The following is an 18,276-nucleotide window of genomic DNA, read 5'->3' as shown; positions in this document are numbered from 1 at the left end:
CCTATCCGCCGTAGCCGCCGCCACCCTCTCCATGATCTCCGCCGTCGCCATCCGGATCGAACTGCGCCAGGCTGTTCAAAGCAAGCGCTTTGCATGCCGTCGGAGCATTCGGATAGCGATGCAGATAGTCCTCGAGCGCCTCGATCGTGCCGATCCTGAGGGCCTGCTCACATGCGAGCTCGGCCTCCTTGACCCCGACTTCGAATTGCGCCTGCGCCGCGCCCGAGAAAGCGACGCTTACACCAAGAATACTAAGCCCACCCAACAGTAGCGATTGGATCTTACGCATAACTAACCCCTTTCACCACGCACCACGTTGAATTTATTGTTTTGTTAGCATTTTGTCAACCATAACTGCGGGTGTGCCGAGCCCCATCCTGGCGCAAGGTTAACGTCCGAATCCGCCGCGAAGGCGCTAGTCGCTGAACAATACAAGCTGCCGAAAGAAGGCATTGGTCGGCGAACCATTCGGCCTTCCCGCGAAACGAACCGCAAGCGCGATCGAGAGCGGCATCTTGCGCCGCGCGCGAAGCGCCGCCACCAGCGAGTGGCGCACGAATTTTTCTTCGACGGTCGTCCAGCCTGAGAAGGCAAAGGTCTGGGCGGCGATATCCCCCTGCCAGTCTATGCTTTGATCGGGGCGGGCAAGCGCAAGCGCGAAGTCCATTGCCGACGCCTCGGCATGCGCGATCTCGACCGTTGCCTCCACCCTTCGAAAGAAGGGTGGAAAATGGAGATCAAGCGAGGCCGCGACGACGCCGTCCGCGTGCGGGCGCAGGAACACGCCGCCGCCATCCGGCGCGACAAGCAACAGTGGCAGGGCCGAGGCGCGTGGCGTCAGCAACCTGGCGCTCCGCAGCACTTCGTAGGCGAGGGTGGTTGAACCGCCGCCGTCGCGCGGACGACCGGGGGCATCAACGGCCATGGTGGCAGGCCGTCCAAGCAGACCGGCCGCGGTCTCGGGACGGCCGATCGAGCCGGCAATGCCCGCCAGTTTCTGCAGGGCCACATCGCTGTTCGGCTCGAGATCGCAGAGTTCCAGATAGTCTCGATAGGCGGGTGTGTACCTCAGGTTTTCGCGCGCGCTTTCCAGTTCGGATCGCGTCGTGTTCTGGGCGATGGCGAGCTGGTAGAGCGGCCCGGCGCCATCGAACTGGCCGGAGCCAAATGTCTCCAGGACAGGGCGGCGATTATCGTACCAGTTCGACGTCCGGAACATGCTATCCGGTTTCGAGCGGTACCAGTAGAGCGGCTTCGGGATCGGTCGGATCTTCAGCCCGGCAAGCGAGGCTCGCGCAAAGAATTCCCAGTCGTGCACGGCGTAGCCAGGCTCTTCGACCAGGAATCCGATCCGCGAGAAGACTGACCGGCGCACCATCGCATTGGCGTCGCCATAGACGTTGTGGATCAGGCCGAGCGCGTCGGGGCCGCCGAGCGGCAGATACTGGATCAGCCCGTCGGCCCGCTTCTCCGGCACGACGTCCTCGTAGAAGATCAGCTGGAACGCCGTGCAGATGTCCGCGCCCGTTGCTGCCATGGCGCGCACGAAATGGTCCACCGCCTCCGGAAACAATGCGTTGTCGTCGTCCGCGAACAGGATCAACTCGCCCTTGGCGGCGCGAACGCCGGCGTTTCGCGCCGCGCCGAGATGCCGGTGCGGTCGGCGCAGGATCTTCCATCCGCGCCGGCGGAAGTCCGGTTCCAGCGCATCCAGCAATCGCCTGGCCTCGTCCTGGTCGCTGCCATCGTCGACCAGCACCAGCTCGAGATCCCGGTAAGTCTGCGCTTCGATCGCAGCGATCGCCTGTTTCAGATAGAGCGGCCGATTGCGATGGGCCATGACGATCGAAACCAGCGGCGATGGGGCGGCGCCTTTGCGGGCCCGCTTGCGCGGCGCAGCGCGCGTATCCAGCCAGGCCTGGCGATTCTGACGCACGATCGGCTGGGGGCGGGGCGGGCTGTCGAGCGCGGCCGAAATCGCCCGCGCCAGCGCGGCGGGATCGGGATCGACCAGCCCGGGCTGACCGGCCTCGGCGATCCAGGCCTCGGCGTTCGCGCCGATATTGGTCGCAACGATCGGCACTCCCGCCGCGATGCAGGCAGCGACGACTCCGCCGGTCGATGCCGCCCGCGCGGGAACGACAGCGAGCCCCCCGGTCCGCGCGACGTGGTCGAGCCTTGCGTTCAGGTCGGCGCCCGGCAGAAGGTTGAGCTTGAACGGCCATCGCTCGGCGCGCCGCAGAAGCAGTCCGCCGCTATGCTCGCCCATGATCCTTCCGAACGGGCCGAACGCGGTGACCTTAAGGCCTTCGGGCGCGGTCGGCGCGAGGATGTCCAGCGCATCGCAGAACAGCGTCAGGCCATCGCGGACCCGCCACCCGGCGAGGACGACGAGTTCGCTTGCGCTCTTCCTGGCGATCGTGCGCGCGCCGGTCTGGTCGAGCGGATCGCGCAGCAGCGGCGCCACTGTCGCCTTCCTGACCTTCCAGCCCCGCGACAACATCCATTTTCGCAGGGCGGCCGACGCACAGATCGTGCTGTCGGCCATCTCGGCGCAGTATTTTTCCATATGGGCGACGGCAATCGCCTGGGTACTGTCGATGAACGCCTTGTCGGCTTCATCGGCCCACTCGCTGGGGGCATGGGCCACGATCACGATGGGCGGCGCGACGAACGCCGCCGTCTCGGCCGCGAGCAAGGTGAAGTAGGGCAATCCGCCCTCGAGCGGCGCATAGACCAGGTCATGGCCGGACCGCTCCAGGTAATGCAGCACGGCGGCCGACCGGCTCTCGGGCGTCGCCAGCCAAGGAAGCAGCTGATCCGATCGGTCGAGGACCTGCAGCCGGATGGAGGCCGCCTCCAACTCGCCGCGGTGTGTCGCCACCACCTCGGAAGACGGCGCGTCCGGGCCCGGCACCCAAACCAGGGTGACGTCGTCGCCGTCTCCGGCGAAGAGCCTGGCCAGCGCGGGCATGGCAGCATCGTCCTCGCCGGGACGGCCGATCACGCTCGTCACGACGCAGACGCGGCGAGGCTTGCCTTCCGGCTCCACCGGCCCCAGCTCCTTGCCACCAACGACCATCGAAATTCCCTGTTCGGTCCCGCCGACAGCGCCCTTCGCGACGCGGTCCACCCGCCACTATGCCCGCGTCAGGTTTACTTTTCGGTGATCATGCTTTTGCGCCATCGGTAAACCAACTCGTCAAGCAGGTGCTAAAATGACTGTGCAAACAATCGACTGTTACAACTTTAGCGACCCGGCATAAGCAATCTTTACGGCTCCTGGCTAGTCATGACGGCATACCAGGAGGCGCAAATGAAAACGACAATGAAGTTTCTCGGTGCGCTCGTCGTAATGGGCGCAACGGTCTCGGCGAGCTCCGCCGACCAACTTATGCGGCCGCGCATCAACCTCGGCAGTGCCAACGTCAAGACGATCAGCGGCGACCGCGGCGGCTATGTGATCGACTATGCTATCCGTGCGCTGAAGATGCGCCGCAGCGGCACCTTCGTGCGTTTCAACGGTGCGTGCGACTCGGCCTGTACGCTCTATCTGTCGATGCCCAAGAGCAAGGTGTGCGTCACGCAGCGCGCGTCGTTCGGCTTCCACCTGCCTTATGGCGCAGGGGCGCGGGGCAACCAGGTCGCCGCCAATTTCATGATGAAGAACTATCCGGGCTGGGTTCGCGGCTGGATCGCCAAGCGCGGCGGACTGAAGGGTTCGATCGCGACCATGACATATGCGGATGCCAGCCGCTTTCTGCCGACATGTCCTTCCGAGCAGCGCGGCACGACCATTGCCAGCTTCGGCCCGACGCGCCTGCGTGGCGGCTGATCCTGCGAACCAGTACTGAAAGGCATTGACGGGTGGCGGGCGCAGGCCCGCCACAGCCGATTCATGCCCGCGGCTGCCCGCATTTGATCCAAGAAGTCATTGGTGTATTTTCGAAGCCGTCTTATTCGTCACGGGCCTGGTGCGAATGCAGTCTTGCCAAAAGTTCGTGCTTCTCGCCTCGCAAAGGACAGGATCGCAAGCGCTCAACCGTCATCTCAACCAGTATGAGGGGATGGTGATGCATGGCGAGATCTTCAACGCGGGCTTTGTCGGCTTGCGCAGCGACTACCACGAGAAGCTGAGCCTGCCGCGTGAAGGCGTTGAGATGCGCGACGCCGACCCAGAACAATTCATAGCGCGGATTTTCGACGACCCCGCGGCCCGCTTTGTCGGCTTCCACATATTCCCCGAACAGACGCGCCCCGCCATTCTTCCGGTGCTGGAAGACGAGAGCGTCAAGAAACTCTGGCTCGTCAGGAACCCGGTCGCGTCGTTCGTTTCATTGCTCGAGGCGGAGGCGTCCGGAGTCTGGGCGGTTCACGCCTCGGATCCGCTGCCCGCCGGCGACTACCGGAAAAAGGTGCATTTCGACATCGACCGCTTCAATGCCTATCTCCACGAACTGAACCTGTTTCGGGCCAAGATCAAATCCGTACTGTTCGAAACCGGGCAGCCCTATTTCCCGATCCACTACAGCGACATCGCCGATCCGCTGGTCGGCAACGCGATCATAGCCTATCTCGGCGGCTCTCAGCGCCTCGACCGTTTCGAGACCGACATCCTGAAGCCGCCATCGCGCCCGTTCGCCGAGCGCATCGAGAATTACTGGGAATTCACCGCCTACTTCAGGGCCATTTCCACGGAAGCCCTCTACGCGTTCGGGTGAGGTCAACGCGTCCGGTTAACCAGTTCACGACAAGTTTGGTTAACGAATACTTGATTTTGTTGACTCTTTTTTAGCTCGGACCGATTCTGTCATGGGGGTTTGAAGGCTTTCGGCCGTAGCTGGGCCGAAGCGCAAACTGGCGGCGGATAGTCCTATGAGTGTTTTCGCGATTGCCGGCGTCATTGGCGGCACGGGCTGGGCGAGCCGTTCCGGCACGCCGGGCAGGGCATTGCCGTGAGCGGCCGTATGGTGTCGAACGAGCCGCCAGCGTCGTCTCGGGACACGCGCTTCCGGCGCATGAGCCTGCAGATCATTTGCACGGGCTTGTTGTCGTGGCTGCTTCTGGGCGTCTACCGGGGCGTCATCGTCGATCCGCAAACGACGCTCGGCGGCCTTGTCGCGTCCATGCCCAAGGGACTGGCATCGAGCTACTACGACCTGATCGTCATGGCGTCCCTGACCGTGACGGCGTTGATCCTTCTTTTTCCGGTCAAGGCCAGCCGGCTTGGCTGCGCTGTCGTCGGCTTCATTTTCTACCTCGCCGTCCTGGTGTCGCTGGGCTGGGGCTTTGCCAACATAAATCTCGTCAAGATGCTGGGCGAGCCGTTCACCTTCCAATGGCTGGTCTATGGCGACTTCCTGCAGAATGCCGACGCCCGGAACGCCATGGGCGACGCGCTCAACACCAGGGACGTCGCCATCGTGTCGTTGTCCATCCTTCTGGTGCTTGTCCTAGGCTACGCGGCGGCCAGACTGTGGCTGCGGCTCGGTGTCGTCGGTCACAGGGTCCTTCTGGCCACGCTCGTGCTGGGCGTCGCCGGCGCCTTGGCCGGCACGGCCTATCACGTGCATGCGGAAGCGCTGCCAGCGGCGAAGATCGACAATCCGATCGTGCATTTCGTCGAATCGGCCCTGCTCAGTCCGACGCCGGTGGTCCTGACGATGAACGCCAGCGCCAATGACCCCGACACCGCCAGCGTCGCGGAGCGGCCGCCGGAAACCTCGAGCTTCAAGGCGCCAGTACCGAACCCGATCAAGAACGTGCTGATTTTCATGATGGAGTCGGTGCCATCCAAATATATCGAGACCTTTGGCGGTAAATACCCCGTCACGCCAAACATAAAAAGCTATGCGGCGGATTCCGTGCGCTTTGACAACATCTATGCGCATGCCCCTTCCACGCACTACTCGCTATTTTCTCTGTTTACCTCGATGTACAACGACATCTCATACTACGGCATGACGATGCAGCATCCGTATCTGCCGCTGGACTCGATCTCCAACATCCTTTCCGCGCACAGCTTTCGCACCGGCTTCTTCTGGAGCGCGGATTCCCGGTTCCAGCGCGTCGACGAATTCCTGCTCAACAAGGGGCTTGATACGATCCAGGATTATCGCGGGCAGAAATGCGCCACTCCCACCTTCAAGCTCAGTTCCGAGCAGTGGAAGAATATGGATTACAACAGTGATCTGTGCACGGCGCAGTCGACCATCGACTGGATGAACAAGGACGAGGGCAATCCTTTCTTCGCCATCATGTTCACGGCGATGACCCATTATCCCTACATCACCGACAGCCCGATGTTCTCGAAGATGGCGCCGTCCTCCCACACCGGGCTGGTCCACTACTCGGACGACGAAAAATTCAATGCCTACCTCAATGCCCTCAAGGTCGGCGATACGGCGCTTGGCGAAATCCTCGAGTCGCTGAAGCAGTCGGGCAAGCTCGATTCAACGTTGGTCGTGATCCTTGGCGATCATGGCGAGGCGTTCGGCGAGCATGACGACTATGTCCATGCCAGCGCGATCTATGAGGAGAACGTCCACATCCCGCTGATCATGATCAACAAGCATCTCTTCCACGATCAGGTCGTACATTCCGTCGGCGGCATCGTCGACATCGCCCCGACCATCCTCGACATACTCGGTCTTCCGCTGCCCAAGCAGTGGCAGGGGCGCAGCCTGTTCAGCGAGCAGCGGCCGAACAAGATCTTCTTCTTCAATCCCTGGGCTGGCTTCCTGTTCGGCTACCGCGAGGACGACCGCAAGGTCGTCTTCAACGCGACCACCGGCAAGGTCGAGCAGTACGACCTCAAGGCCGATCCCGACGAGCGGACAAATCTCTTCAACGACGCCAGCGATCGCAACGCGCTGCTGCAGCCAATCGCCGGATGGGTGCAGTCGCAGCGGCGGCGCGTCGCCGATCTGGTCGCTGCCGAGGCCAAAGACACTGCGCGCTGCACCGTCACCAACCTGGAGATCGACGCCACCGGCACGGAGTTCGAAGGACCGCCGCGCCTGGATGTCCTGGTGGATGGCAAGCCCGTCGCCCAGATCAACGTTTCGGGCGTGCAAAGCAAGGCCATAACGCCCGACCAGATCGGCGCCGAGCTGCAGGCGGCGTCGGCCGATGCGAAGCCATTCTTCGTCGACCTCAGCGCCGTGGCCAGTCCGCATTTGATCGAGCTTCGCTTTGCCAATGATCTGTGGGCCGGGCAGGGCAAGCCAGGCGATCGCAACCTGTTCATCAAGAGCATTAAGGTGAACGGCCAGCTGGTCCCAAACAGCAGGCTGCATATCGACAACCGGGCCACCGGCTACACCGATGGCAGCGGCACCAGCATGTACAACAACGGCTCGCTATGGGTCGGCGGTCCCTTCGTCGACGGATGCGTGTAGGAGCGAGGATCTGCGTACCGCGTTGACGCGCCGCCTTCCGAGGGCGGGCAGCAAAGCCAATAGGTGGCATTTTAACAATATCTGGCGCAATGGCGAAAGACGGTGCTCACCACGCCGCTTGCCCGAATTTTAATCAGCGTCGACTAATATGGAAGGGCAGTGGAAAAGAGCGGCTGGCGTTCAAGCCGCCGCTCGCGACACTGATCCTTCGCCGGGGGGCGCGAGCCGAGGGCGAGAGGCTGGCGCAGGCCTTGCGCCTTACCTCTTGCCCTCCGGCCGCCATTCCTGCCGGTACCAGTCGACGAATTTCCGCAGGCCTTCCTCGATCCGCACCTTCGGCCTGAAACCGAAATCCCGCTCCAGCGCGCTGGTGTCGGCATAGGTTTTTTCGACCTCGCCGGGCTGCAGGGGCAGGTTGTCGCGTATCGCCTTGACGCCGAGCAGGCTCTCCAGCGTGTCGATGAAGCGGCCGAGATGCACCGGCTGGCTGTTGCCGATGTTGTAGAGCCTGTGCCGCGGGCCGTCGGACGCGGGCGGCTTGTCGAGGACGGCGACGACGCCCTCGACAATGTCGTCGATATAGGTGAAGTCACGCCACATCTCGCCATGGTTGAAGACGCGGATCGGCTTGCCGGCGAGCATCGCCTCGGTGAAGATCCAGCTCGCCATGTCTGGCCGGCCCCACGGGCCATAGACGGTGAAGAAGCGCAGGCCCGTCTGCGGCAGGCCGAACAGATGCGCGTAGGTCGAGCTCATCAGCTCGTCCGCCTTCTTCGTCGCCGCGTAAATCGACACCGGGTCGTCGACGCGGTCGCTCTCGGCGAACGGCACTTTCGTGTTGCCGCCATAGACCGAGCTCGACGAGGCATAGACCAGATGCTCGAGCCCGGAGGAGGCCCGGCAGAGCTCCAGGATTTCGAGCTGCCCGGCGATGTTGGCGTGGATATAGGCGCGCGGATTTTCGAGCGAATAGCGCACGCCCGCCTGCGCCGCCAGATGCACGATGCCGCGCACCGGCCGCTTGCCCAGCGCTGCCGCCAGGGCGCCCGGCTCGGCGATGTCGAGCTGGTGGAACGAAAATGCTTTCCTGCCGGAAAGCCGCGCCAGCCGCGCCGCCTTCAGCGCCGGGTCGTAATAGCTGTTCATATTGTCGATGCCGATGACATCGTCGCCGCGCGCCAGCAGCCGCTGGCAGACATGGCTGCCGATGAAGCCGGCGGCTCCGGTCACCACTATCGACATCGAACCTCCTGCGGCGAGGCGGCAAGCGCACTGCCGCGCCTGCGTATTGGCGGGATCATTGCTGGCGCAAGTTCCATGGAAGTCCGGTCAAATCATGACGCCGGGCGACGCCAGCCGTCACTTTCCTGTTCATCCGGCCGCGGCCGCGCAACATAGGCCGACGCCCCGTTCGCCTCGTGATAGACGCGCGCCAGCATTTCCGCCAGCACGCCGGACGTCACCATCTGCACTCCGGCGATGAGCAGGAAGAAGCCGGCGAACAGCATCGGGCGCGTGCCGATGTCCTGGCCGAGGAACAGTTTCACGCAGAAGAGATAGGCAAGCACCAGCGAACCCAGCGCGCCGAGCACGATGCCGATGCCGCCGAAGAAATGTCCGGGCCGGGTGCGGTAACGCATGAAGAAGTACATGAACACCAGGTCGAGCACGACCCTGAAGGTGCGCGAGATGCCGTATTTGGACTGGCCGTAGATGCGCGCATGATGCGTCACCACTTCCTGCGCGATGCGCCGCGGCGTCGTCACCGTCGCCAGCCAGGCCGGGATGAAGCGGTGCATTTCGCCATAGAGCCGGACGCTGCGGATGACGCTGCCGCGGAAGACCTTCAGGCTGCAGCCATAATCCTTCAGCCGCACGCCGGTGACGCGCCCGATCAGCCTGTTGGCGATGCGCGAGGGCAGCCGGCGCATCCAAAAGCCCTCCTGGCGGTCCTTGCGCCAGCCGGCCACGAGATCGAGGTCCTCGGTCAGCAGGCGATAGACCATGCGCGGTATGTCGAAAGGATCGTTCTGCAGGTCGCCGTCGAGGGTGGCGATGACGTCGCCGCGCGCGGCATCGAGCCCTGCCTGCATGGCAGCGGTCTGCTTGTAGTTGCGCACCAGCTCGACCGCATGCACATGCGCCCCGTAATGCGCCGCCAGGCGGCGGATTTCGTTTGCCGTCGCGTCGGTGCTGCCGTCATCGACGAGCACGACCTCCCAGGGCTGGCTATAGTGCTCCATCGCCTGGTGAATGCGCGCCAGCAGCGGCTCGACATTCTCGGCCTCGTTGTACATGGGCACGACGATCGACAGCATATGTTCCGGCATGACCGCGCCGTCGGGCAAACCTGACGCAGGGATGGGCAGCAGGCTCATAGCGAGGGCTTCCTTGCAGGTTCCGCCGCCGGGCTTTCCGGCAGCGTCGATTTGGAGGGGAACAGCCAGGCGATCGCGCCGGTGGCGATCGCCGAGCCGAAGATGAACAGGTGCAGCGCCAGCGCCGCCTGCAGGCCGCTCTTCATGGCGATGCCGGAGGTGAGCAGCGCCGCCGCCGCGCCCGCCTCATAGGTGCCGAAGCCGGCAACGCCCTGCACCGGCAAGATGGCGGCGCCCTCGGCGCCGACCACGCCCGGAAAGGCGGTCGTGAAGGATGTCCCCAGCATCAGCGCCAGCAGCCAGGCCTGAACGGAAAGCTTCAGCGCCCAGTTGGCGACCGTCCACCACCAGCCATAGCGCGAGCGTCCGGTCGCTTCGGTGAAGATGTCGCGAATGCGGCCGAGCTTGGCCACCAGCCGGCCCCGCCCGTCCCAGTCATGCGGCGCGCGCGCCCAGCGCGGCAGGTACCAGGCGGCGGCGATCAGCGCCGCGATCCCCGCGGCTCTCAGCGCCGGGTGCAACCCTGGCCAGACCAGGCAAGCGAGGATGCCGACGACGAAGGCGTCCTGCAGCCTGAACCACAAAAGCGAGGCGCTGGCGCGCATGATCGAGATGCCGAAGACCTGGCGCAAAAGCAGCGGAAAGGCGGTCTCGCCGCCGCGGAAGGGCACGACGTTGATCATCGCATTGTGGATCAGGATGACGCGCAGGCAGGCGCCGAAACGACCATGCACCTCGTCGCGGAATTCGTCGCAGACGCGCAGCGCCCGCAGCCCATAGGTAACGAACAGAGTAAGGGCGACAGCCACGAAGGTGGCTGGCGTGACGCGGTCGAAGGCATCGCCCACCATCTTCCAGCGCGCGTCGCTGGCAAGCCAGGCCAGCAGCGCCAGGGTAACGACTATCGAGATTGCTCGTTTCAACCAATTCTCCGCAGGCTTTCGCCGCCGCGTTCCGGTGGGCTCATCGGGAAGATCCGAGATGCCCGGCATCGGGTTCCTTGCCGATTGTCCGCGGCCCCTAAGCCCAAAGGTCGCGGCTCCTTGTGGTGGCGGCTGCTCCTATAGACCAGCAGCCTGTTCGAATCCACAAGCTTGGTCCCGCCCGTCGAGACGGTGTCGTGGATCCGTGGGCAACAGCGATTGACACCGCTCCTTGCCTCGCGGTTAATAGCAGGCGGGGGCGGCAACCGCGATGCCTTTGGGGCGAAGGCTTGCGTGTGCGTGTTGGCGCCGGATGGGGGAGGCGAACACCGACATGCGACCGTCTATCATGCCGACAATTCAACGAGCCGGAAGGGGCCGGCCGCTTGCGCGGCACGCCTTGCTGATCGCCCTCGTCGCCTGCAGCGAAATGGCGCTTGCCGGCGTTGCGCACACGGCCGCCGCGAAGGATCGAGCGCCTACCCAGACCGCCACCGTTCCGACGGCGTTCGAGATGCAGCTGTTCTACGCCGACCGCACGTGGAACTGGCAGGATGGAGCCGCCTATTTCGCGCAGGACAGGCGTTTGCGTGCCTGGACCGCCGGACCGGATTCGACCTCCATCGCCGAAGGCAGATGGCTGCTGACCAGCAACGGCAAGATGTGCATGGAGCTCGTCTGGCGGTCCACGGCCTATGCCGCGACGCCGATCCGCACCTGCTTCAGCCATCGCATCCAGGACGGCAACGTCGAGCAGCGCAAGGATCCGGACGGCGGCTGGTACAGCTTCAAGCACGCTTCGGACGATGCTTCCGGGGAGCACCGGAAGTTCCAGGAAGGCGACGCCAAGAACATAGAGTTCGAAACGGCCCGCAAGCTGGTGGATCCCAAGGGCTAAGCAATTGCAGGAAACGCGTGAGGCGGTTTTCCGTCCGGAATTGCGACAAAACAAGAGATAGAGCGGTTCTCCGTTTCGGTGGAAACCGTGACCGTCAGGCACTGGTCGGCCCACCGCAGCAATCAGCAAAAAGAAGAGGCCCGCTGAGCGAGTTTTCAACCCAACTCAGCGAGCCCACGCCCCGACACATTACTCACAGGGACGACTGCCAGCCTTGTGGGCTGGTGTTTACCGGTGCCCGCGCAGCAGTGCGCGGCGCTGTCACGGGATCCGGAGCGGAAATTGCGGGCGCCGGCATTGCCGGGCCGAGACCGAAGAAGGGCGCGGCCGTCCTGACGATGGTGTCGATGTCGGACAGTTCCGCCACGAAGCCCAGTTGCTCGCGCGCCAGGCTCGGATCGGCATAGAGCTCGGCCGGATCGCCGGGACGCCGCGGCCGGTAGACGACCGGAACCGGTCGCGCCGTCATCCGGGCGACCGTTTCCAGGATCTCCCTGATGGAAACGCCGCGGCCGGTGCCGAGATTGACCGACAGGCTGTCGCCGCCCGCTTCCAGATGAATGAGCGCCTTCAGGTGGGCACGGGCAAGATCGCTGACGTGGATATAATCGCGCACGCAGGTGCCGTCCGCCGTGTCGTAGTCGGTGCCGAAGACCTCGATCGCATCGATCATGCCGGACGCAGCCATCAGCACCCTGGGCAGGAGATGGGTTTCGGGGGTGTGCCATTCACCGAGCTCGCCGTCCGGGTCGGCGCCGCAGGCGTTGAAATAGCGCAGGATCGCGTACTTCATGCCATAGGCCGAGGCATAGTCGCGGATGATCTCTTCGCCCATCAGCTTGGTGCGGCCATAGGGGCTGATCGGGCGCTGCGGCGAGGTCTCGCTGACCGGCAGCGACGCCGGCACGCCGTAGGTCGCGCAGCTCGAGGAAAAGATGATGTTGTCGATGCCGTTTGCCCGCGCCGCGTCGAGCACCGCGATCGTTCCCGCCACGTTGGTCGAATAATAGTCGGCCGGTTCGCTGACCGACTCCCCGACATAGGCCAGCGCTGCGAAATGGATGATCGCCTGCGGCCGGCGGGTCGTGATCGCCCGCTCGAGCGTCCGACGATCGCGGACGTCGCCGACGATCAAAGGACCCCAGGCTACGGACCCCTCATTGCCGCGGCTCAGATTGTCGTACGCCACCGGCAGGTAGCCCGCCTCCGACAGGAGTTTGCAGGTGTGGCTGCCGATGTATCCGGCCCCACCTGTCACCAGGATCGGGCGGCGTTTCATGACGTGACAGCCTCCTTGACGGGCCGGCGACTGCCGAGCAAGGCGTCGAAATACTGCGTGGTATGGGCGAGCCCTTCTCTCAGGCTGATCTTCGGCTCCCAGTCGAGATGCTGCCTGGCGAAGGAGATGTCCGGCTTGCGTTGCTTGGGGTCGTCGACCGGCAGCGGCCGGTGCACGATCCGCGAGCGCGAATTCGTATAGTCGATGACCAGCTCTGCCAGTTCCATGATGGTGAATTCGACGGGGTTGCCGAGATTGACCGGATGGGCGGGCGAAGTTGGGGCGTTCATCAGCCGGATGAAGCCTTCGATGAGGTCGTCGACGTAGCAGAACGAGCGCGTCTGCATGCCGCTGCCGTAGACGGTTATGTCTTCGCCGCGCAGCGCCTGGACGATGAAGTTCGACACCACCCGCCCGTCATCGGGCTGCATGCGGCGGCCATAGGTGTTGAAGATGCGCGCGACGCGCACGTCGATGCCGTATGTCCTCGAATAGTCGAAGAACAGCGTCTCGGCCGAGCGCTTGCCCTCGTCATAGCAGGAGCGCGGGCCATGCGTGTTGACGTTGCCGAAATAGCTTTCGGGCTGCGGGTGCACCAGCGGGTCGCCATAGATCTCCGACGTCGAAGCCTGGAAGATCTTGGCATTGTGCCGCCGGGCGAGTTCCAGAAGGTTGATGGAGCCCAGCACGCTCGTCTTGAATGTATGGATCGGATCGGCCTGATAGTGCGGCGGAGAGGCGGGGCAGGCGAGGTTGTATATCTCGTCGACGGCGAGATCCATCGGCAAGGCGTCGACGATGTCGTGCTTGATGCAGGTGAAGAACGGATCGCGATGCATGCCGTTGAGGTTGTAGCGCTTTCCGGTGTGGAAGTTGTCGAGGACGACGACTTCGTATCCGTCATGCAGCAGCCTCTCGCACAGATGCGAACCCAGGAACCCGGCGCCGCCAGCGACCAGCGCCCGGCCGCGATCGGTATTGGCACCCTTGCGACCACCCCTTGGGTCGAGCTTCACGACCTTCATCACCCTGCTCATGACTCCCCCTTACGCAGCACGCGCACCACCACCCCGGCCAAGCAAGAGCGTTGCTCGACCAAGTCCCGAAACAGTAGCGACCCTCAGCGTAAGCCGAGGCGCCATCACCCATGATGTGCGTAAAAACGTCTGAGTTTGCGGGAGCAGTGCCGTACGGCTTATTGGTTGCCGCTCAGCCCGCTATGCCCCGTGAATCGCGATCACGCGTCTGGTTGCCACCATCGCCGATCTTGCTCGCCCAAATTGCACACCCAACGCATATAAAAATATACCTATGGCGATTGTAGTCAACTAAATTAGCGATCCGTTAACCTCATACATTGGTGATTGGTTAATCATGCACCTTACGAATCGGGCTGCCTGCCGGTCCGGAATGGTGGGCGAAATCGGCTGCGGCCCCCGGCGAGGCAGGCTCTCTGGGAGCCTCGCAAAGCTTGTTGGCGAAGGGGCCAGCGGACTTGAAGGTGTCGACTTATCGAACCGGCAAATGCAGCGGGTGTCTGTCTTTCCGTGCGCTGCGGATGTGCTTTTCTCAATCTTGGGAAATACAGGTTTTCTTGACCAGGCTCCGTTCTATGTCGGTAAAGAGTTGGCGCGATTTCTGTCAGCACTCGCCCGGATCGCAAACAGGCGCGACGGCGCCGGACGGCGACTGCCGCATATCTCGCCGGGCAGGCGGGCGTGCCCGTCATCCGGGCGCCGCGGCCCGGTTTCAACCGGAACGGCGTGAGGTCTGCCACTCTGGGATGCATTGAACGGCCGGGCTTGATCCGGCGACCGAAGGGCGCAGCATGCCGCGCCGCGCGAGTTGGAGGAAGAGCGCGGTAGCCATCGGCGGCAGCAAGCAAGGCCCGCCGATGACGGGCCTTGTCGATCAACCAGATCCTTGCTGCCGGCGGGCTGCCCGCCGCCCCATTCCTCTCCTATTCGCCGCCCATTTCCTTCTTGAACTGCTCGAAATCGACCTGCATGCCGTTGAAGATGGTGCTCCAGTGGCGGGTTAGCGCAGCCATCGCCACAGCCTCCTGGATCTCCTCGTCGGTGGCGCCGGCGCGCTTGGCGTCCTGCGTGTCCGACCATATACAGTAGTTGCACGGGATCTGGGCGGCGACCGCCAGCGAGATCAGCGACTTGACCTTGGGCGGCAGCGCCGTCTTGTCGCTGAGCTCGATGGCCTTGACCTCGGCCCAGGCGCCGGGCAGACCGGCCTTCGGGAACTGCTTCACGAAGCTTGGCACGCCGCCCATGGTCGACTGGATGTCCTTGATGGTGGCGTCGTAGTCGTCGGCCTGGGCGGGCGCCGAGGCCAGGGTCAGGGTCAGCGCGCAAGCGGTAGCCAGCATGGATGCGGAGGCAAGGCGAAGGGAGGACTGTGTGATCGAAAGCGTGCGACGGGCCGACATGTTTTTCTCCTCTGGTGTTTGTTAGCCTTACGATGTAAGGTAGGGTAGAAAATGAACCTTACAGTGTAAGCTGTCAAGCGACGCCATGGACTCATCGATCAAAAAAAAGCGAGCGCGCGGCCGGCTGTCCCGCGAGATGATCGAGGACGCCGCCTTCGAGGTGATCGACCGGGAGGGCCTTTCCGGCTTTTCGATGCGAAAACTCGCCGCGGCGCTCGGCTGCGAGGCGATGAGCATCTATCATCACTATCCTTCGCAGGCGCATCTCTATGAGGCGCTGGTCGACCGGCAGATGAACGCGCTGGTGATCCCCGGCGACGGCCTGCCCTGGCGCGAACGGGTCCGCATCGGCATGCAGGAGTTCCGCCGCGTCGCGACCGAGCATCCGGCCTTCGCGCCGTTCATCGTCGTCTACCGCATGAACTCGCCGCCATGTCTGGCCAAGCTGAACAGCATCATCGGCCTGTTCGAGGCGGGCGGCTTCGGGCCCGAGCTCAGCGCCCGGCTGTTCCGTGCCGCTGGCTATTACCTGATGGGGGCGATCCTCGACGAGACCGCCGGCTATGCCAAGGGCCCGTCGGCGGTCACCACCGTCAGCAGCGAGGAGATGGCGCGGGATTTTCCCAGCGTCGTGGCGGCCGGGGCCTATTTCGGCACCACCGGTTTCGACAAGACCTTCGATCTCGGCCTGGAGATGCTGCTGGACGAGATGGAGCGGATTCGCGATGGTGCCCGGGCCGCGACCGCAAAAGCTGGAAGCGATCGCGGCCACAGCAATTAGCTAGCCAAGGCCCTCGATGCGCTTTCTCTTCGTTCTTGTTCTCCTCGCCGGCGTCGCCATCGGCGTCCTCTATCCCTGGGCGATGAGCAATTTCTCCGGCCACGAGATCGGCACCTGGCGGGTCTACGAGCAAGGCCGCTTCCGGCCGGTGACGATCCCGCTTGCCGCGCGCGACGCGCCGCTGCGGGTGCTGGTGGATCTCACCGCTCGGGCCGAACGCATCGTCTCGCAGCAGCGCACCGTGCTAACGCTCACCGCCGCCACGGGCGGTCGCACCGCGCTCGCCTCGACGCTCCACTTCAACCACTCCGACAATCCGCGCCAGGCAAGCCCGCAACCGCCGGACAAGATCTTTCGCGACGAGGCAGGCGTGATCCAGACGGTCAGCGCCGGCCCCTATCTCTTCACCGTCGGTCCGGGCGATGCCGAGGATATCCCGATCAGGGCGGTGGATCTCGTGCTGCGTGCAGAGGCCGGCGCGATCGACGAGCGGGCGCGGCCGGCCGGCTATGCGCTGATGGCAGCCGGCTTGATCGGGCTGGTGCTTTCCTTCGCGTTCGGCGGTCGCGGCGGCCGGCCGCAGAACCCGAATTCGCAGCCACCACCGCCGCGCTGGGGCCGCGGCGGCACGTCGAATTGAGCCCGGCATGAATTACCGCCACGCCTACCACGCCGGCAATTTCGCCGATGTCGTCAAGCATGCCGTGCTGACGCGACTGCTCGACTATCTGAAGCAGAAGGACAAGGCGTTTCGCGTCATCGACACGCATGCCGGCATCGGCCGCTACGATCTGTCGTCGGTTGAAGCGCAGAAGACCGGCGAATGGCTGGGCGGCATCGGCCGGCTGGTCGGCGCGGATCTGGATACCAGGGTCGCCGGCCTGCTGGCGCCCTACCTCGAGGCCGTTCGCGCCGTGAACCCCGAAGGCGGGGTGAAGAACTATCCCGGCTCGCCTCTGATCGCCAGGCACTTGCTGCGCAAGCAGGACCGGCTGACGGCGATCGAACTGCATCCGCAGGACGCGGAGCGGCTCAAGGCAGTCTTCGCCGGCGATTTCCAGACCAGGGTGATCGAACTCGACGGCTGGCTGGCGCTCGGCGCGCATCTGCCGCCGAAGGAGAAACGCGGCCTGGTGCTCGTCGATCCGCCTTTCGAGGAGGAGGGGGAGTTCGCCCGCCTCGTCGACGGGCTGTCGAGAGCGCACAGGCGCTGGCCGGGCGGCATCTACGCGCTCTGGTATCCGATCAAGGACCGCAAGGCGGTCGCTGCCTTCAGGGCAGCGCTGAGGAATGCCGGCATCCCCAAGCTGCTCGACATCGGCTTCGAGATCCGGCCGGCATCAGCCGAGCCCAGCCTCGACGGCACCGGCATGGTGGTGGTCAACCCGCCCTTCACGCTGGAAAGCGAGTTGCGCCTGATGCTGCCGGCCCTGCACAAGGCGATGGCGGTCGCGCAGCCGTCGCGCTGGACGATTGACTGGCTGGCGGGCGAGTAGCTTGCCCCCATGCAGGGCCGGCGCTAGCCAAGCGGGAAAGTGTCGCCGGCTTCGGCCGCGCGGTGCCTTGTGAGGACTGACGATCGACCGCCGATGCCGCTGGCCATGCCTTGGAAACCATTGCCAGCGCAACCGCTTGACCGTTGAGCGGCGAATCCGCACAGTGCGCGCAATCGACCTTGAGAGGCTGCCATGACTCGCTTCGCTCGTTCCGCTCTTGCCGCCCTGATTTCGTTCTGCACGCCGCTGGCCACGTCGCTCGGCTTCACCCAGACGGCGCATGCCGCAGACCTCGCCGTCTATTCCGAGGAGGACGGCGGCATCTGCGGCGAGGCCTGGGTGCTGAACAAGATCACCAATCGCTTCGCCTATCAGGTGCGCCACGTGCCGCATCTGCCCGATGTCGCGATCACCGATTTCAGCCGCATCCACCAGCACCGCTACCTGCCGGCCAGCGAGGAATGGCCGATCGGCCGCCGCTATTGCGGCGCCACGGTCAGCCTGTCCGACGGCCGCGCCCGCACCATCTGGTACCTGATCGAGGAAGGCCAGGGCTTTGCCTCGATCGGCGACAATGTCGAATTCTGCGTTTCGGGCTTCGACCGCTGGATGGTCTATAACGGCCGCTGCCGCGTGCTGCGCTGAGCCAGGCGCAAGCGCGGTTGTCGTAGCGAAGATTCC

Annotated in this window: 16 protein-coding genes; 8 read left to right on the top strand and 8 right to left on the bottom strand. The window is 64.1% G+C overall.

Annotated elements, in window-relative coordinates:
• Position 1: 1 nt before the first annotated feature.
• Entirely contained in the window at positions 2–289 is a 288-nt protein-coding gene (locus EN786_RS05660; protein ID WP_135908056.1) for a hypothetical protein, read from the bottom strand.
• Positions 290–415: 126 nt separating this feature from the next.
• The gene (locus tag EN786_RS05655) at positions 416–3,082 is read right to left on the bottom strand and encodes a DUF6212 domain-containing protein (protein ID WP_189340311.1); all 2,667 of its coding nucleotides are present in this window, start codon (positions 3,080–3,082) and stop codon (positions 416–418) included.
• 234 nt (positions 3,083–3,316) lie between these two features.
• On the opposite strand from EN786_RS05655, the gene EN786_RS05645 reads away from it, so the two are divergent.
• The 3 genes from EN786_RS05645 to EN786_RS05635 all read left to right on the top strand — a co-directional run bounded on the left by EN786_RS05645 (position 3,317) and on the right by EN786_RS05635 (position 7,400).
• Positions 3,317–3,835 carry a hypothetical protein gene (locus tag EN786_RS05645; protein WP_245478164.1) on the top strand — a complete coding sequence of 173 codons (519 nt, stop codon included), beginning with the start codon at positions 3,317–3,319 and terminating at the stop codon, positions 3,833–3,835.
• A gap of 145 nt (positions 3,836–3,980) precedes the next feature.
• Positions 3,981–4,721, top strand: a complete 741-nt coding sequence (locus tag EN786_RS05640; RefSeq protein ID WP_127309364.1) for a hypothetical protein — start codon at positions 3,981–3,983, stop codon at positions 4,719–4,721.
• A 234-nt stretch (positions 4,722–4,955) separates the two neighbouring features.
• Positions 4,956–7,400 (top strand): sulfatase-like hydrolase/transferase, encoded by a 2,445-nt coding sequence (locus EN786_RS05635; RefSeq protein WP_127283585.1) that lies wholly within the window; start codon positions 4,956–4,958, stop codon positions 7,398–7,400.
• A 258-nt stretch (positions 7,401–7,658) separates the two neighbouring features.
• On the opposite strand, the gene EN786_RS05630 is transcribed toward EN786_RS05635, so the two are convergent.
• From EN786_RS05630 to EN786_RS05620, 3 genes are all read right to left on the bottom strand, one after another.
• The gene (locus EN786_RS05630) at positions 7,659–8,642 is read right to left on the bottom strand and encodes an NAD-dependent epimerase/dehydratase family protein (protein WP_127309363.1); all 984 of its coding nucleotides are present in this window, start codon (positions 8,640–8,642) and stop codon (positions 7,659–7,661) included.
• 92 nt (positions 8,643–8,734) lie between these two features.
• Positions 8,735–9,778: a glycosyltransferase family 2 protein gene (locus tag EN786_RS05625; RefSeq protein ID WP_127283587.1), complete on the bottom strand. Its 1,044-nt coding sequence runs from the start codon at positions 9,776–9,778 to the stop codon at positions 8,735–8,737.
• Positions 9,775–10,701, bottom strand: coding sequence for a lysylphosphatidylglycerol synthase domain-containing protein (locus EN786_RS05620; protein ID WP_127283588.1), 927 nt, complete (start codon positions 10,699–10,701; stop codon positions 9,775–9,777). The genes EN786_RS05625 and EN786_RS05620 overlap by 4 nt, the downstream gene beginning before the upstream one ends.
• Before the next feature lie 400 nt (positions 10,702–11,101).
• Here EN786_RS05620 and EN786_RS05615 point away from each other — a divergent pair, with 400 nt between their 5' ends.
• Positions 11,102–11,599 (top strand): DUF995 domain-containing protein, encoded by a 498-nt coding sequence (locus EN786_RS05615; RefSeq protein ID WP_245478163.1) that lies wholly within the window; start codon positions 11,102–11,104, stop codon positions 11,597–11,599.
• Between the two features lie 193 nt (positions 11,600–11,792).
• Here the strand turns inward: EN786_RS05615 and galE are convergent, their stop codons facing one another.
• The 3 genes from galE to EN786_RS05600 all read right to left on the bottom strand — a co-directional run bounded on the left by galE (position 11,793) and on the right by EN786_RS05600 (position 15,318).
• Complete coding sequence (galE, locus tag EN786_RS05610; protein ID WP_127283589.1) at positions 11,793–12,878, bottom strand: UDP-glucose 4-epimerase GalE; 1,086 nt, start codon at positions 12,876–12,878, stop codon at positions 11,793–11,795.
• Complete coding sequence (locus tag EN786_RS05605) at positions 12,875–13,903, bottom strand: UDP-glucuronic acid decarboxylase family protein (protein ID WP_245478165.1); 1,029 nt, start codon at positions 13,901–13,903, stop codon at positions 12,875–12,877. The genes galE and EN786_RS05605 overlap by 4 nt, the downstream gene beginning before the upstream one ends.
• 935 nt (positions 13,904–14,838) lie before the next feature.
• Positions 14,839–15,318 carry a carboxymuconolactone decarboxylase family protein gene (locus EN786_RS05600; RefSeq protein WP_187331187.1) on the bottom strand — a complete coding sequence of 160 codons (480 nt, stop codon included), beginning with the start codon at positions 15,316–15,318 and terminating at the stop codon, positions 14,839–14,841.
• 85 nt (positions 15,319–15,403) lie between these two features.
• Here EN786_RS05600 and EN786_RS05595 point away from each other — a divergent pair, with 85 nt between their 5' ends.
• The 4 genes from EN786_RS05595 (at position 15,404) to EN786_RS05580 (ending at position 18,240) form a co-directional block, all read left to right on the top strand.
• Complete coding sequence (locus EN786_RS05595; protein ID WP_135908054.1) at positions 15,404–16,099, top strand: TetR/AcrR family transcriptional regulator; 696 nt, start codon at positions 15,404–15,406, stop codon at positions 16,097–16,099.
• Positions 16,100–16,115: 16 nt separating this feature from the next.
• The gene (locus tag EN786_RS05590) at positions 16,116–16,739 is read left to right on the top strand and encodes a hypothetical protein (RefSeq protein ID WP_127309362.1); all 624 of its coding nucleotides are present in this window, start codon (positions 16,116–16,118) and stop codon (positions 16,737–16,739) included.
• Positions 16,740–16,746: 7 nt separating this feature from the next.
• Complete coding sequence (locus EN786_RS05585) at positions 16,747–17,595, top strand: 23S rRNA (adenine(2030)-N(6))-methyltransferase RlmJ (RefSeq protein WP_127283593.1); 849 nt, start codon at positions 16,747–16,749, stop codon at positions 17,593–17,595.
• Positions 17,596–17,787: 192 nt separating this feature from the next.
• Positions 17,788–18,240, top strand: coding sequence for a hypothetical protein (locus tag EN786_RS05580; RefSeq protein WP_127283594.1), 453 nt, complete (start codon positions 17,788–17,790; stop codon positions 18,238–18,240).
• Positions 18,241–18,276: the final 36 nt, after the last annotated feature.

The sequence above is a fragment of the Mesorhizobium sp. M4B.F.Ca.ET.143.01.1.1 genome (genome assembly GCF_004792275.1).
GTDB classification, from domain to species: Bacteria; Pseudomonadota; Alphaproteobacteria; order Rhizobiales; family Rhizobiaceae; genus Mesorhizobium; species Mesorhizobium abyssinicae.
The sequence above is the reverse complement of the archived record's forward strand: the minus strand, read 5'-3'. Positions and strand labels throughout refer to the sequence as shown.